This is a genomic window from Xenorhabdus aichiensis (genome assembly GCF_028598775.1).
In the GTDB taxonomy this organism is placed as follows: Bacteria; Pseudomonadota; Gammaproteobacteria; order Enterobacterales; family Enterobacteriaceae; genus Xenorhabdus; species Xenorhabdus bovienii.
Genome location: NZ_JAQRFO010000043.1, coordinates 1 through 14,661, shown reverse-complemented (window position 1 = coordinate 14,661; position 14,661 = coordinate 1). Strand labels below are relative to the sequence as shown.

General features: G+C 40.5%; 14 protein-coding genes and 1 pseudogene. 10 read left to right on the top strand and 5 right to left on the bottom strand.

Annotation, left to right across the window (positions count from 1 at the left end; translation table 11 throughout):
- Positions 1-287 precede the first annotated feature (287 nt).
- The 4 genes from PSI22_RS16400 to pckA all read left to right on the top strand — a co-directional run bounded on the left by PSI22_RS16400 (position 288) and on the right by pckA (position 5,602).
- Positions 288-2,396 carry an IgaA/UmoB family intracellular growth attenuator gene (locus PSI22_RS16400; RefSeq protein ID WP_273580680.1) on the top strand — a complete coding sequence of 703 codons (2,109 nt, stop codon included), beginning with the start codon at positions 288-290 and terminating at the stop codon, positions 2,394-2,396.
- Between the two features lie 74 nt (positions 2,397-2,470).
- Entirely contained in the window at positions 2,471-2,884 is a 414-nt protein-coding gene (gene hslR, locus PSI22_RS16395) for a ribosome-associated heat shock protein Hsp15 (protein WP_273580679.1), read from the top strand.
- 26 nt (positions 2,885-2,910) lie between these two features.
- Complete coding sequence (hslO, locus tag PSI22_RS16390) at positions 2,911-3,783, top strand: Hsp33 family molecular chaperone HslO (RefSeq protein WP_273580678.1); 873 nt, start codon at positions 2,911-2,913, stop codon at positions 3,781-3,783.
- Between the two features lie 199 nt (positions 3,784-3,982).
- The gene (gene pckA, locus PSI22_RS16385; RefSeq protein WP_273580677.1) at positions 3,983-5,602 is read left to right on the top strand and encodes a phosphoenolpyruvate carboxykinase (ATP); all 1,620 of its coding nucleotides are present in this window, start codon (positions 3,983-3,985) and stop codon (positions 5,600-5,602) included.
- Between the two features lie 87 nt (positions 5,603-5,689).
- Here pckA and PSI22_RS16380 read toward each other — a convergent pair whose 3' ends face one another.
- Complete coding sequence (locus tag PSI22_RS16380) at positions 5,690-6,385, bottom strand: pirin family protein (RefSeq protein ID WP_273580676.1); 696 nt, start codon at positions 6,383-6,385, stop codon at positions 5,690-5,692.
- Positions 6,386-6,983: 598 nt separating this feature from the next.
- Between PSI22_RS16380 and PSI22_RS16375 the strand changes: the two genes are divergently transcribed.
- From PSI22_RS16375 to PSI22_RS16365, 3 genes and pseudogenes are all read left to right on the top strand, one after another.
- Complete coding sequence (locus PSI22_RS16375; RefSeq protein ID WP_273580675.1) at positions 6,984-8,141, top strand: iron-containing alcohol dehydrogenase; 1,158 nt, start codon at positions 6,984-6,986, stop codon at positions 8,139-8,141.
- 25 nt (positions 8,142-8,166) lie between these two features.
- Positions 8,167-9,657: a CoA-acylating methylmalonate-semialdehyde dehydrogenase gene (locus PSI22_RS16370; RefSeq protein ID WP_273580674.1), complete on the top strand. Its 1,491-nt coding sequence runs from the start codon at positions 8,167-8,169 to the stop codon at positions 9,655-9,657.
- Between the two features lie 176 nt (positions 9,658-9,833).
- Positions 9,834-10,311, top strand: a pseudogene (locus tag PSI22_RS16365) (Hcp family type VI secretion system effector).
- A gap of 29 nt (positions 10,312-10,340) precedes the next feature.
- Here the strand turns inward: PSI22_RS16365 and PSI22_RS16360 are convergent.
- On the bottom strand, positions 10,341-10,742 hold the full coding sequence (locus tag PSI22_RS16360) for a DUF1240 domain-containing protein (protein WP_273580673.1): 402 nt from the start codon (positions 10,740-10,742) through the stop codon (positions 10,341-10,343).
- Between the two features lie 48 nt (positions 10,743-10,790).
- Positions 10,791-11,120 carry a hypothetical protein gene (locus PSI22_RS16355; RefSeq protein WP_273580672.1) on the bottom strand — a complete coding sequence of 110 codons (330 nt, stop codon included), beginning with the start codon at positions 11,118-11,120 and terminating at the stop codon, positions 10,791-10,793.
- 266 nt (positions 11,121-11,386) lie between these two features.
- Between PSI22_RS16355 and PSI22_RS16350 the strand changes: the two genes are divergently transcribed.
- From PSI22_RS16350 to PSI22_RS16340, 3 genes are all read left to right on the top strand, one after another.
- Positions 11,387-11,929: a replication initiation protein gene (locus PSI22_RS16350; RefSeq protein ID WP_273580671.1), complete on the top strand. Its 543-nt coding sequence runs from the start codon at positions 11,387-11,389 to the stop codon at positions 11,927-11,929.
- 315 nt (positions 11,930-12,244) lie between these two features.
- Positions 12,245-12,598, top strand: coding sequence for an Hcp family type VI secretion system effector (locus tag PSI22_RS16345; protein WP_273580670.1), 354 nt, complete (start codon positions 12,245-12,247; stop codon positions 12,596-12,598).
- Between the two features lie 66 nt (positions 12,599-12,664).
- Entirely contained in the window at positions 12,665-13,261 is a 597-nt protein-coding gene (locus PSI22_RS16340; protein ID WP_273580669.1) for a ribosome-recycling factor, read from the top strand.
- On the opposite strand, the gene PSI22_RS16335 is transcribed toward PSI22_RS16340, so the two are convergent.
- Together PSI22_RS16335 and PSI22_RS16330 are read right to left on the bottom strand one after the other, a co-directional pair.
- Positions 13,236-14,156 (bottom strand): DUF4225 domain-containing protein, encoded by a 921-nt coding sequence (locus tag PSI22_RS16335; RefSeq protein ID WP_273580668.1) that lies wholly within the window; start codon positions 14,154-14,156, stop codon positions 13,236-13,238. The two genes, PSI22_RS16340 and PSI22_RS16335, sit on opposite strands and share 26 nt — an antisense overlap.
- Positions 14,157-14,158: 2 nt before the next feature.
- On the bottom strand, positions 14,159-14,638 hold the full coding sequence (locus PSI22_RS16330) for an Hcp family type VI secretion system effector (RefSeq protein WP_273580667.1): 480 nt from the start codon (positions 14,636-14,638) through the stop codon (positions 14,159-14,161).
- Between the last annotated feature and the right edge of the window lie 23 nt (positions 14,639-14,661).

Sequence of the window (14,661 nt, the reverse complement as noted above, 5' to 3'; positions counted from 1 at the left end):
TGGTAAATTCAATTTTTGTGATGAAATTGGATACGCATCCAAACTTTGCTTTAATATGGCCGATTATGCCAGTAAATGACAGCGATTATCGCTTGTATGTATTTTTGTTGCTATCTTACTGCTGCACAAAAGGCTTTATTTTGCGAAATGGTGTAATAAAATTTATTTAACCTTTTGTTAATAAAATTAAAAATAGAAGGCAAGAATAGAAATAGCCTGAATCTGCGTATTTTGTTAGGTTGTTATTCTGCCAGTCTCTTTATTGCTGTCATGGGCGTGGAGAAGAAATGAGTTCACTAGTCATTATATTGGCTATTTTTATCACTAGCCTGATTATAATGGCTTCCTTTCTGACTTTCAGATGGAAGCGGCCTGATAACGCGCGTTATCTACCGTCAATCGCCAAAACAGCCCATCGTAAGCTGAATGCTGATGAATATCAGGCCATTGACTCTTATTTGCAAAATGTCCTGCCTCTGATGCAGCCAGATAGGAGCCACAGATCAGGCCAACCAGCACTGCCTGTCAAAAATGATACGGTTTATACCATCAATCACACCATCAACCGCTTTTCTGCTGCCACTGATGAATCGCAGCATTGGCGCTATTATGTTGATGAAATGGAGATACACCTTCCTGCGTTATTTGAGTCATTCATTAAGCAGCAGAATACAATTGAGATTGTTCAGACCACATCCATGCCTCTTGTGATTGCCGTGAATGGACACTTCCTGAAAGATTATCAGCAAGATCTGTCCATTGCGCCAATCGTGAAACAAACAGCACAGGCTTCAATCCAGAAAAACGGCAATTCCAGTGCCAGTTTTTTGTATATCCGCAAGGAAACGCCGGAAGAGAATCGTCTGCGTCATTCAACAGGCATTCTGGAAAGCATTCTCATGTGTATTGGCTTGTCGCTCTGGTTTTTGGCTCTTTTCATGCCAACGCCCATATTACCGTGGCTAATGTTGGCTGCTGTTCTGTTTCTGATTGCCAGCTTCTGGCCGATTTTCAGGCCATCTTCTTCGCGTAACATGTTGAATATTAGCTGCTTCAGTGGTATTCCGAAACGTTGGGGGATATTCAGTGAATCTGAACCGGAACAGCGGAGGAATATCTCTCTGGGTGGTATTGATCTTCTTTATCCCTCACATTGGGAACCGTACGTCGTTCATGAGCTTGACCAAAATACTGATGTTGATATATATACCAATTGCCATGTCGTTCGGCAGGGGCGCTATCTCTCATTGCATGAGGAAGAAAAACATTATCCTTATCAGCGTCATAGAAAAAACCTGATACTGGTGGTTTTTTCCGTCTTTGCCATGTTGGTACTTTATTTTTACCAGCCCGTGAGCTTATCTATGCGGCTCAGTTTTGCATGGCTGCATGGCAGTAATACCCAAGTCATCACCAATGTCACTGAACTGCAAAATATGCCTCTGAAAGAAGGTGATGTACTGCGAGTCAAAGGCATCGGGATGTGCTACACACCACCCAGACTGAATGATAATCCCAGTGGAATCAAACATATATTTGCCGCGTTTGACTGCACTGGCATCTACTGGAATAACGATAGCCCATTGCCCATGCCGGAATCAGACATTATCGAAAATGCATCAACATTGATTACAACGGTCAATGAGCAATTACACCCGATTGAACGTAGCCGGAAAACCAACCCTGGCCTGAATGAAGCCATTGCGAAATCGGGTATGACACTACTCGACAATTTTTCGCAAGTCATCTTGAAGACGCATAATTTGTGTATGGACGAGATTGATTGTATTCGTCTGAAAAGCGCACTGGTCAATCTGAGCAATGCTGAGGATTGGAATGATCTATTGAAACAGGCTGAAAGAGGGAAACTGAATGGAACCAAAGTATTATTACGTTCAGTAAGTGCAGATGCACTGGAAAAGTTAGTTGATACCACCACAGCATCATTTATTTACCGGGAAATTGATAAAATAAGCATGCTCCTGAACAGCCCATCGCCGGGAGGCGTCCTGCTGATCAGCGAGGAAGGGAATCAGTTGGTTGAATTGCCTTATTCATCATTTCTTGCCTATGAATACAGCGCACTGGATCAGTGGAGGGAATTACAGCGGCTAGCTGACATACTGTTGAGTGCTCCATTTGAAGCTGTCGGAATTGTGACGAAATTGTCCGAAGACGCGAATGGAACTCGCCGTATCACCTTGCATAGTGAACCTGATTCCGTGACCCTTATTCGTTATTTGGGAAGCAGCTTCTTCCTGGCAATACTCATGGCGATATTGAGCATCAATGCCATTCTGATGATAAGTAAAAGGCAGAGAAATAAGGTGCGGCTCCAGCGCATAAGCCAGTACTACGACAATTGTTTCAACTCGAAACAGCCGCCGATGGATTAGCGATGAGTCTGCGGGCTGTGTTACCCTCAATCCGTTTTTTGCCAGCTTCGATTAGACATTTGGGAGAAACAACCATGCCGAATTCAGACACCGATCAGACTGTGCGCCTCGATAAATGGCTCTGGGCTGCCCGTTTTTACAAAACCCGCTCCATCGCGCGTGAAATGATTGATGGGGGAAAAGTTCATTATAATGGGCAGCGGAGTAAGCCGAGTAAACTGGTTGAGTTGAATGCAGAAATTAAACTGCGTCAGGGAAATGAAGAGAAAATAGTGACTGTTTTAGCACTGAATAGTCACAGACGCAGCGCCATTGAAGCTCAGCAACTCTATCAGGAAACGGAAAAAAGCATTATCAATCGGGAAAAAACGGCATTGGCCCGTAAAATGAATGCGCTCACAATGCCGCATCCCGATCGCCGCCCTGATAAGAAAGAGCGGCGTACACTGATTAAATTTAAGAACACGAAATTAAACGAGCCGGAATAGCCGTCTCAGTGAGATGAGAGAGATTTATGACCAAGCATGATCAATTACACCGCTTTTTGTTCGAAAGCCATTCTGTCCGGGGAGAACTCGTTTCCGTCAGTGAAACGTACCAGCGGATGATGGAAAATCACCATTACCCTCTGCCCGTACAGCAGCTATTAGGTGAATTGTTGGTCGCAACCAGCCTGTTGACTGCCACATTGAAATTCAACGGGGATATAACCGTACAGATTCAAGGTGATGGGCCAGTCAGACTGGCGGTCATTAATGGTAATAATCAACAGCAGATGCGTGGCACTGCCCGTATTGATGGTGATGTGGATGCTGCGAGCAGCCTGCGGGATATGGTCGGCAATGGTTATATGGTTATTACTGTTACACCAACAGAAGGTGAGCGTTATCAGGGCGTTGTCGCGCTGGAAGGGGAGACGCTGGCAGAATGTCTGGATGCGTACTTCAAACAGTCGGAACAGTTGCCAACCAGACTGTTTATCCGCACAGGAATGCTGGATGGAAAAATGGCGGCGGGTGGCATGTTATTGCAGATCCTGCCCGGCGCACAGGAAGGCAGCGAAGACCTACTTGATCATTTGGTACAACTCACTGCGACCATCAAGGGAGAAGAGCTGTTTACTCTGGATGTGAAAGAAATTTTGCATCGCCTTTATCATGAAGAAGATGTGACGCTGTATGAGCCTCAACAGGTTGAATTCCGTTGTACCTGCTCTCACCAACGCTGTGCTGATACGCTGGTGACGCTGCCGGATGCTGATCTTCAGGAGATTTTGCTCAAAGATGGCAAAATCGATATGGAATGTGAATTCTGTGGTATGCACTATATTTTCAATGATAAAGATATCAGTGAAATAAAGATTGTGAAAAAAGAACTGCTGCACTGATGCGATTAATTATTTTTCCAGGGCGTAATATACGCCCTTTTTTATGTGTTCATTAATCCTTTCATTCCGTGTCCTGCGTCTCATATAAACCTAAAAAAAGTAATGCAATTATCAATTTTTTGATAACAATCGCTGTTAATTAGTCATAATTATTTATTATTTCCCGCAGAGAAAAAGTGTAACTGATCAGGAGCAACACATGAGCGTTAAAGGCATTACTGCGCAGGAACTTGCGGTTTATGGTATTTGTGATGTTAGCGAGATTGTTTATAACCCAAGTTATGAATTGTTATTCTCTGAAGAAACTCAGCCCTCATTGCAAGGGTATGAGCGTGGCACACTGACCCATCTTGGTGCAGTTGCGGTAGATACAGGGATTTTCACGGGGCGTTCTCCCAAAGATAAATATATTGTCCGCGACGATGTGACGTGCGATACCGTATGGTGGGCTGATCAGGGAAAAGGTAAAAACGATAACAAACCGCTCAGTCAGGAAACCTGGTCTCAGCTCAAGGGATTGGTTACGCAGCAGCTTTCAGGCAAACGTTTGTTTGTCGTAGATGCATTTTGTGGCGCGAATGCGGATACCCGCCTGAAAGTGCGTTTTATCACCGAAGTGGCGTGGCAGGCTCATTTTGTCAAAAACATGTTTATTCGTCCATCGGACGAAGAATTGGTTAACTTCACACCTGATTTTATTGTGATGAACGGGGCGAAATGCACCAACCCGCAGTGGAAGGAGCAGGGGCTGAATTCTGAGAACTTTGTTGCTTTTAACCTGACAGAACGTATGCAGTTGATTGGTGGTACTTGGTACGGTGGAGAAATGAAAAAAGGGATGTTCTCAATGATGAACTACCTGCTGCCATTGAAAGGTATTGCATCCATGCACTGCTCTGCCAACGTGGGTGAAGAAGGCGACGTTGCCATTTTCTTCGGCTTGTCTGGTACAGGTAAAACCACGCTTTCCACCGATCCGAAACGTAAGCTGATTGGTGATGATGAGCACGGCTGGGATGATGACGGCGTGTTTAACTTCGAAGGTGGCTGCTACGCGAAAACCATTAACCTCTCCAAAGAAGCAGAGCCGGATATCTATCACGCGATCTGCCGCGATGCTCTGCTGGAAAACGTTACCGTGCTGGCGGATGGCACAGTCGATTTCAATGACGGTTCCAAGACCGAAAATACCCGCGTTTCTTATCCTATCTACCATATCGAAAACATCGTTAAGCCAGTATCGAAAGCCGGACATGCCACTAAAGTAATTTTCCTGACTGCTGACGCTTTCGGTGTATTGCCTCCGGTCTCCCGTCTGACGCCAGAACAGACCCAGTATCACTTCCTATCGGGTTTTACGGCGAAGCTGGCGGGAACTGAACGTGGTGTGACAGAACCTACGCCAACGTTCTCTGCCTGCTTTGGTGCGGCATTCCTGTCACTGCATCCGACTCAGTATGCAGAAGTGTTGGTTAAGCGGATGCAGGCATCAGGCGCGAAAGCCTATCTGGTCAATACTGGCTGGAATGGCACAGGCAAACGCATCTCTATCAAAGATACCCGTGCGATTATCGATGCGATCCTGAATGGTGATATTGAAGATGCGGATACCATTGAGCTGCCGATCTTTGACTTGGCTGTACCGACAGCATTGCCAGGCGTGGATACCGGCATTCTTGATCCACGTAACACCTATGCGGATAAATCTGAATGGGATGTTAAGGCTAAAGATCTGGCACAGCGTTTTGTCGATAACTTTGACAAATATACTGATACAGCCGCAGGTGCTGCATTGGTGAAAGCAGGGCCTAATCTGTGATAGCTGCCGTGTTAAATTAACAGCAAACCATGTAAGACCCTATCTGGCTGGATAGGGTTTTTTCATTCATCGAACATTAATCAGCAATCAGTTAGGTGGCAGGTCGAACAGCAGGATTTCACTTTCTTGGCTGGCAATTAATTGAAGATGAGATTCATCCCAGATAGCGATGCCATCTCTGGTGGTCGCCTGAACGCCATTGATAGTCACTTCGCCACGAACAACCTGAATCCAGATTTTTCGCGATTTTTCTATATTATATTCGTCTGTTTCGCCGTTTTTCAGTGCCCAACGCCATAAAGTCATATCCTGAAATACTTTTAACGAGTCATCGCGGGTATCGGGCGAAAGGATTAACTGGCGACCTTTGTCAGAATCAAAGCAGCGTTGCTCGTAGCGCGGAGGCAGGTCATTTTTTTCCGGCATGATCCAGATTTGGTACAGGTGAAGTTTGCTACTATTATGCGGATTATATTCAGAGTGACGGATACCTGTTCCTGCGCTCATAATCTGGAACTCTCCGGCGGAAATTTGCCCCTGATTTCCCATACTGTCCCGATGTTCGATTGTACCGGAAAGCACATAGGTCAGGATTTCCATATCCTTGTGAGGATGCATGCCAAACCCTTGCCCGGCATCAATCACATCTTCATTAACCACCCTCAGGGCAGAAAATCCCATGAAATTGGCGTCATAATAGTTAGCAAATGAAAACGTATGCCAACTGTCCAGCCAGCCGTGATTGGCGTGGCCTCTCTCTGAAGCTTTACGTAAATAGATCATTTTCAAAATCCCTCAATGTTTTTTGTAGTCTAATTGAAGGCTTGAAATATGAAAGATTGTAAATTTAATCTTAAAATTCAAAATTTTTGAATGGCAGCTAAGGTGAGTTAAGTATAAAAAAAAGCCAACATCTAAGTTGGCTATAAAGTAAACACTGGAAGCAATGTGAGCAATGTCGTACTTTCATATGACCCTGAAGGTGGTGCACTGAAAGTAATAATAATGATAATCGTTCTTATTATCGTTTGTAAAGTGTTTTTTTAACCAAATTTAGAGGTATGACTAAAAAGTCGATCTTTACACGGGATCGCAGGTAAAGTGTGCTGATTATGAAAACAACATCGTCCTGACAACTGAGCCTCCGGGTAACAAACCGGTGCCGTAGAATACCCTGCATCAGATAATTGCCAGAGAGATCACATTTAATTAACAGTTTCTAAAATATTTGTGATCGCTTCGTTTTTTCCTTTCATTTTCTTCGACATTTTTATGGTTACCGTATTAGCTGGGTTTCTGGGGCTCGTTATGGTCATTATTCTCGGTTCGTTATTCGTCTCATTTTGATAAACGAGTACTTAATTTAGATAAGGAGCTATATATGTCCACTATCGTGTTGCCTCGCATTATGGAAGTAGGCGGTCGGGCTATCACCCGTCTTCCGCAGGTTCTGCAAAGTATCCACAGTAAAAAACCCCTGATTGTGACAGACAAAGTGATGGTTCAGCTAGGTTATCTAGATAAACTGCAATCTATTTTGCAAGATGCTGGCATTGAAAGCGATGTTTATACTGACACAGTACCAGAGCCAACGGCTGCCTCTATTCAGGCAGGAATTAAGAAAGTGAAAAGTGATCAGTTTGATGCCGTTATTGCACTGGGTGGCGGAAGCGCGATTGACAGTGCAAAAGCCATCGCTGTGATGGGTAAATTTGGCGGCACAGTCAATGAATACCGTTTCCCTCGTCAATTCAATGAACCGGGGCTCCCTATCATAGCCATTCCCACGACGGCGGGAACAGGATCAGAATGTACTCGCGTCACCATTATTACTGATGAAAAAACCGATGAAAAATTACTTTGCATAGGTGTCGGATTCATGCCGATTGCCGCTATTATCGATTATGAGCTGACTATCAGCGTTCCAGCAAGAACGACGGCAGATACTGGCATTGATGCGATGACTCATGCCATCGAAGCTTATGTTAGCCAGAAAGCCAATCCCTATTCAGATAGTCAGGCTATTGCCGCCATGAAACTCATCGGCCCGAACCTGCGCAAGGTATATCACGATGGCAATAATAACGTTGCTCGTGAAGCCATGATACTCGGTTCAACCCTTGCAGGTATTGCATTCTCTAACGCATCTGTTGCACTAGTGCACGGTATGAGCCGCCCTATCGGTGCCTTCTTCCATGTTCCACATGGGTTATCCAACGCCATGTTGCTTCCCGCCGTCACCCGGTTTTCTTTAGATGCAGCCAAAGAACGCTATGCCGAATGTGCACGCGCACTAACTTTTGCAAAACCAACAGACAGTGACAATGTAGCCTGTGAAAAACTACTAACGACTTTAGTCGATTTAAATGAAGCGCTTTCCGTGCCAACACCAGAGCAATTTGGCATCGACAAAACACGCTTTTTTGCGGTTGTAGAAACAATGGCAAAACAAGCGGAAGCATCCGGATCACCGAGTAATAATCCACGGGTTCCAACCATTGCGGAAATGGTAACCATTTATAAGCAATTGTGGAATTAATGACTGATTTACTGGAGAAAAGGCCATGAGTATCGTAGGACATTTTATTAACGGCAAGGTTACTGATATCCATTCACGCTTACAGGATATTTATAATCCTGCCACTGGCGAAGTCAGCCGTCAGGTTGCTATTGCCTCCAAGGCTACCGCTGAAGAAGCGATTGCAGCAGCACAAGCGGCTTTCCCTGAATGGCGTGATACCCCGCCAATAAAACGGGCACGTATTATGTTCCGTTATAAGCAACTGCTGGAAGAGCATGCTGATGAAATTTGCCGTTTGATTGGTCAGGAACATGGCAAGATTATTCATGATGCAGCAGGTGAACTCCAACGTGGTATCGAAAACGTTGAGTATGCCTGTGGAGCACCTGAAATCTTGAAGGGAGAATTTAGTAAAAACGTAGGGCCGGGAATCAACTCCTGGAGCGACTTCCAGCCATTGGGTGTTGTTGCAGGGATTACCCCATTTAACTTCCCGGCGATGGTTCCTCTGTGGATGTACCCTCTCGCACTGGTTTGTGGTAATACCTTTGTACTGAAACCCTCAGAACGTGATCCAAGTGCTCCCTTGTATATTGGCCAGTTATTAAAAAAAGCGGGGCTACCCGATGGTGTATTTAACATCGTCAATGGTGACAAAGAAGTGGTGGATACACTGCTAACTGACAAACGGGTAAAAGCAGTCAGTTTTGTGGGATCAACTCCCGTCGCGCGGTATATCTACACGACGGCTACAGCCAACGGCAAACGTTGCCAAGCACTTGGCGGAGCTAAAAACCACGCTATCGTCATGCCAGATGCCGATATGGAGAATGTAGTAAACTCACTCTTAGGGGCTGCATTTGGTTCATCAGGTGAGCGTTGTATGGCACTGTCTGTTGCAGTGGCAATCGGTGATGAAATTGCCGATCAGTTGGTCACTCAGCTGCAAGAGCGCATGAAGTCCCTGACCATTGGGGTTCATAGTGATAAAAATAATGATTTTGGCCCCGTCATTACCCGCGAGCATCAGCAAAAAGTATGTGGTTATATTACAAGTGCTGAACAGCAAGGCGCCAAAATTTTGGTTGATGGTCGTAACATGAAAGTTTCTGGTTATGAAAATGGCTTCTTTGTCGGTGCCACATTGATTGATAATGTCACTACAGATATGGATAGCTATAAAGCAGAAATCTTTGGTCCCGTTTTACAAGTCGTTCGCGTTAAAACCATGCAGGAGGCGATGGATATTATCGACGAACACGAATATGGCAACGGCACTTGTATCTATACGCGTGATGGAGAAGCCGCTAACTATTTTGCCGATCGTATTCAGGTTGGTATGGTTGGGATCAATATCCCGCTGCCCGTCCCTGTTTCTTACCATAGCTTTGGCGGCTGGAAAAACTCATTGTTTGGTGATCTCTACGCCTATGGCCCTGATGGTGTGCGGTTCTATACGCGTCGTAAAACTATCACGCAACGCTGGCCATCCGCTAACCTGCGTGAAGGCGCAGAGTTCTCAATGCCAACATGAAATTTTCCTACAATACCCTGTTAATTCAGGGTATTTTTTTTCTACTTCGCTCTATTTTATTTATTCCGCTAGCCCCTTGACGTATCTATTGCAATTTTTTTAATATGTTAACGTAACTTTCATTTGAATGACGTAAGAAACCACATTATTTAAACATAACTAAGATGGAACTCTGTATGTCATACATGATATATCTAACATTAAATGGTAAGAAGCAGGGCTTAATATCAGCAGGGTGTTCAACGCTTGATTCTATAGGAAATATACCAAAAGGGACACGAAGATCAAATACAGGTACTCAGCCTGAATCATGCAATTTCACGCCAGCAGAACGTGAGTCACCAGCCAATACAATTCATCAAACCAATCGACAAGTCATCACCACTACTGGCAATGGCAATAGACTCCAATGAGTCACTAAATGGTGGTTTTATTTTTTATAGAACAAGCCAAATAGGGCAATTAGAATTATTCTACGAAGTAAAAATTACAGAAGCCACTATCACAGATATTTCCTGTGTATACCCACACTCTATTAATGATCATGATATAATGCCATATGAAAAAGTCACGTTAAACTATAAATCTATATCATGGAACCATGTGACTGCTGGAACATCAGCTTATAGCATCTGGGAAGATAGAACATTATAAAAATAAAACTAAGCATATTATATATATGCTTAGTCACATAGTTTTTCATTTTTTGCATACTTTTGGGGAGCACTTATCGATTTTTTATAACAAGTAATATATCCATTTTCTTTTAATTTGAAATCACCGTACCAATATACAGGCAAACTAATGACAAAACCTAAAATACCAAAAAATGTAAGAAATTTAAAAATTGAATTATTGTGTTTTGGCAACTTTGAAAAAAATAAATAATAAAAAATAGAAATACAAAAATAAAATGTCAAAGGATAAAAAAACAATACTGCAAACATCCTCCATGAAAAAACAATAACATCCGAAAGATTATAAACCAATAAAAATTCATCAACAGCAAAAAAGAGAGCCGCATTTATTATTAAAAATAAAAAAAATGTCCCAATTGCTAAAGTTAATTTATTTTTATTATTCATCTAAGCCTCTTCATTATTAATTTTAACCCCATTTAGATAAAATAAATATTATTTTATTCGTGGATAAGGATAACCAAATGGCTGTTTACGATAATCTAATTTATCAGCCTCAGCTAGTTCCTTTTCACGCATGTAGTTTATCAGTTTTTTACTAATTTTATAACGGTCATCAAGTTCATATAGCACCCAAGTCGTAAAAGCCCCAAAAACTAACGCCACAATAGCAACTCCTAAAGCAAAACCACCTTCCAAAAAAATAGCTGCACCAGCAACAACCCCAAAGCCAACCAAAGCTCCAACAGCGGTTTTGGCTACATCCATCGTGATATTTCCGAAAAAATCATAAATATCGTACTCATCTCTAAATAATAATTCCATTGATCTATACGGAACAGAAACAATAAGAACTCTTCTAGGGGTCCTGTGGAAGAACTGACAAATTTGATAAGTTTGAGATATTGGTGGTTTACCTTAACGTCTGTAACTATTTGATAATTAACTTATAACAGCACTTTTGATAGATTTTTTCCAACATAACTAAATAGTGTACTTTTTGATAAATATAATTAAGTAACTTATTGAGGTTTCAGTAACTTTACATTTTTGTCAATTCTTCCACTGGACCTCATTTAGGATTACCTCCAATGACTTTTATCTGGCATTTCCAGATATGGAAAAGTAATGCTGAACGGCATTTAAAAGAAGCTATAGATAAACTAGCTGAGCGATGGATATACATCCAAAACAATAAAGAAAAAAGGCGTATACGTTGGATTCAGGAAGAGGCTGAATATCTTGATGGAGAAGGGAAAATAGAAATAATTTTTGCCGATTCTATCATGTCATATTTAACTCAACTTAAAGGGCAATTCACAAAAATAGTGATTAAAAATGTTTCTACTTTAAAAAGCGTTTATAGCATTCGTATTTATGAATTACTGATACAATTTCAGTCTGTAGGCGATAGATTAATTAACTTAGAAGACTTCCGCTCCATGTTAGGATTAGATGATAAAAAATATTCTACTTTTAACTCATTGAATCAATGGGTAATAAAACCCGCAATAAAGGAGTTAAATAAAAAAAGCAATCTCATTGTGTCAATTGATACGGTTAATAAAAATCGTAATGTAGTCACTTTATATTTTCACTTTAAAGAAGATCAACAAATAAAAATGGTTATCTAGTGTCAATAAGCGAAGTTGCAAGGTTGACAGGAAAAGCAAGAAGCTTTGGAAAAAATAGCAATTTCATCCCATTTTAACCTTGAAACCCAAATAGCCATTTTGATAAAAAATGACTAACAATAAAAAAGGGGGGTTACTGTAGAAAAGATATATTTTGATCAGTTGAGGATATTTTCGTGGTGAGAGACTCAACGTTGGGCTGCTTTTAAGCCTTCTTATGTAAATTTAACAGAAATCTATTGATGCATTAGGTTTTTATTGCTTATTTTGAAATAAAATGGCTTACTTAGGAATAATTAACAGAGGAGGAACGCTATGCAGTATACCACCTACATGGAAATTACAGGGGCAGATCAAGGATTATTGTCTAAAAACTGTTCAGATAATGATGCCCACAAAGATAAAATACAACTCAACTGCCTTGAGTTATCAAAAGGCGTTGATGACTTAAGTCACATAGGAAAAATAATTTTAGAAAAAAATCTAGATAGCTCATCACCTTTATTATTTAATGCGATTGATAAAAATGAGCGTTTAGCATTAAAAATAGTCCAGTGTGTTGATAACAAAATAACGCATGAATTTAAAAATGAGTTTATAGAGAGAATAGAAACTAACATTTCAGAAAATAACTTACCTTATGAAAAAATACAAATAAAAATAGCCTGATAACTAACATTAGTGATGGGCGGCAAGAAATACCATCGCCCATAAAAAAGATAGAAGATTATGAAAATGAAAAACAACAATATTTATTTACTAAATAAACTATCACAAAAAGAAACTAAATCCTTAAGAGATACATATGAAAGAGAAACTAAATCCTTAAGAGATACATATGAAAAGGAAGACAAATCTTTAAGAGATGCATATGAGAAAGAAATAAAATATTTAAGAGATAAACATGAAAAAAAGATTAAATCGTTAAACGATGAACATCGTGCAGAAAAAATTAAATCGTTAAACGAGGCATGTGAGCGAGAAATTCAATATCTAAACGACTCATATAAGAAGGAAATTAAATCATTAAACGATGCATACGAAAAAGAAATTCAATCAACAGATAAATATGATGAATGGGTTAGTGATTTGTTTCGCTGGGATCTACCAACAGTATTCACACTCAACTCCATAATCATATTGCTTTATTTCGTAAGCATATACTCAACTAATAGTAATCCAGTTGCGATGCTTTGCATTTATGCATTCATGTATTTTTTTTCTATAATACTTCTATCCATAGTAATATCATTAGATAAAAAATTCAGTTTCCTTCTATACTTAAAGGCGAAAATAATTTACCTTTTCAGTTATTTTCATCTTTCTCATTAAAAAGATATTTATCTAACATCAAATATGCTTTAATTGCCGTGTTTCCAGCTTTATAAGTAAGCACCGCTTTACTACTGGTAAATATTTTTCTGTTATAATCCTTTTCCAGCCATTTGTATAACCTAACTCCCCCCTTTGGAGTGAACAATCTATGTAAAAGTGGTACTTTTTCAAGACCACTTTTTGTTTCCACAGGTAAGTTTATAATTCTTTTAGAAGGATCATATTTAGCAAACCCTGCAAACCCATAATAAATACCCACGCCAAAGTTTACAATATCATACGCTAATTCCCCAGAACCCTCATCAGCCCCAAAAAAAGAAAAACCCTTTTCTGTCAAAATCTTAGTTGGATTACCTTGATCTATATAGCCATCTGTCCATTCATACATGATATTGCTTGCTCCTTCTATTGTGTCGCCAAACCCTGTAGCTATCGCTAGAACTCCCATACTTTTAGACTCCAGACCTCTTAACCACCCCCGCCTCGTGCCAAAAGCCACAATTCCAGATCCAAACTGCACAATACCTCCAATAACTTTTAACCCATTTTTACCATAAAATAGAAATCCTTTTCCTGAGTATTCTTGGGTATTTAAATATGTTTCCCTATCTTTTTTCCTTCCTTGTTCATACCCAGATTTCTCCACCTCTAATTCCATCTCTATTTCTTTTATAAATTTTTTAGCTTCCTTCCAACATTCCCATCGACCTTGTCCATAATGATAAATAGCTATTTTAAAATCATTCCTTATCAATCTAATAACTTCATTAATTTCATGCAGGTAGCCATTCTTAGACTCCATATCATCCAGCAAATAAGCGGATGAATATCTAGCAACTTTAATTAACTCATTGGCAGCATAATCAAACCTTTGCTGTAATTCATTTGCCATAATTAATATACCCTCTCATCCCATATACTATAAGAACTGGTTCCGGCAGTCACATGTTCCCACGTAATGGATTTAAATTTAATGGATAATGATTCCTCTGGCTGAGCGTCATTATGAGTTATAGAGTTCGGACAAAAGAAATTGATATTAACCAAAGATGCCTCGGTTAATTTAACTTTATAATATAATTCAAGCCCGCCATTCATCGCAGTCCGATAAAAGAAAAACTCACAGGTTAATTTTTCATTTGATGTTAATGCTTGTGATAATAGAGGCGATGATTTATCGATAGGTTTACGTATGTCGATAGGTTGAAAATTTACATTTTGATGCATGGATAAGTTAGAGGATAATTCATTAACCAGGATTTCATCTTCATGCCCTTTTTGAAATTTATTACCTATAGACTCTATAGTAGAACATCCGCTAGAAATTAAACCCTGTTTATTTCCTTGCAGCTTAAGATAAATAATATTCGCCATCAGTACACCCTCTTAATTTTAAA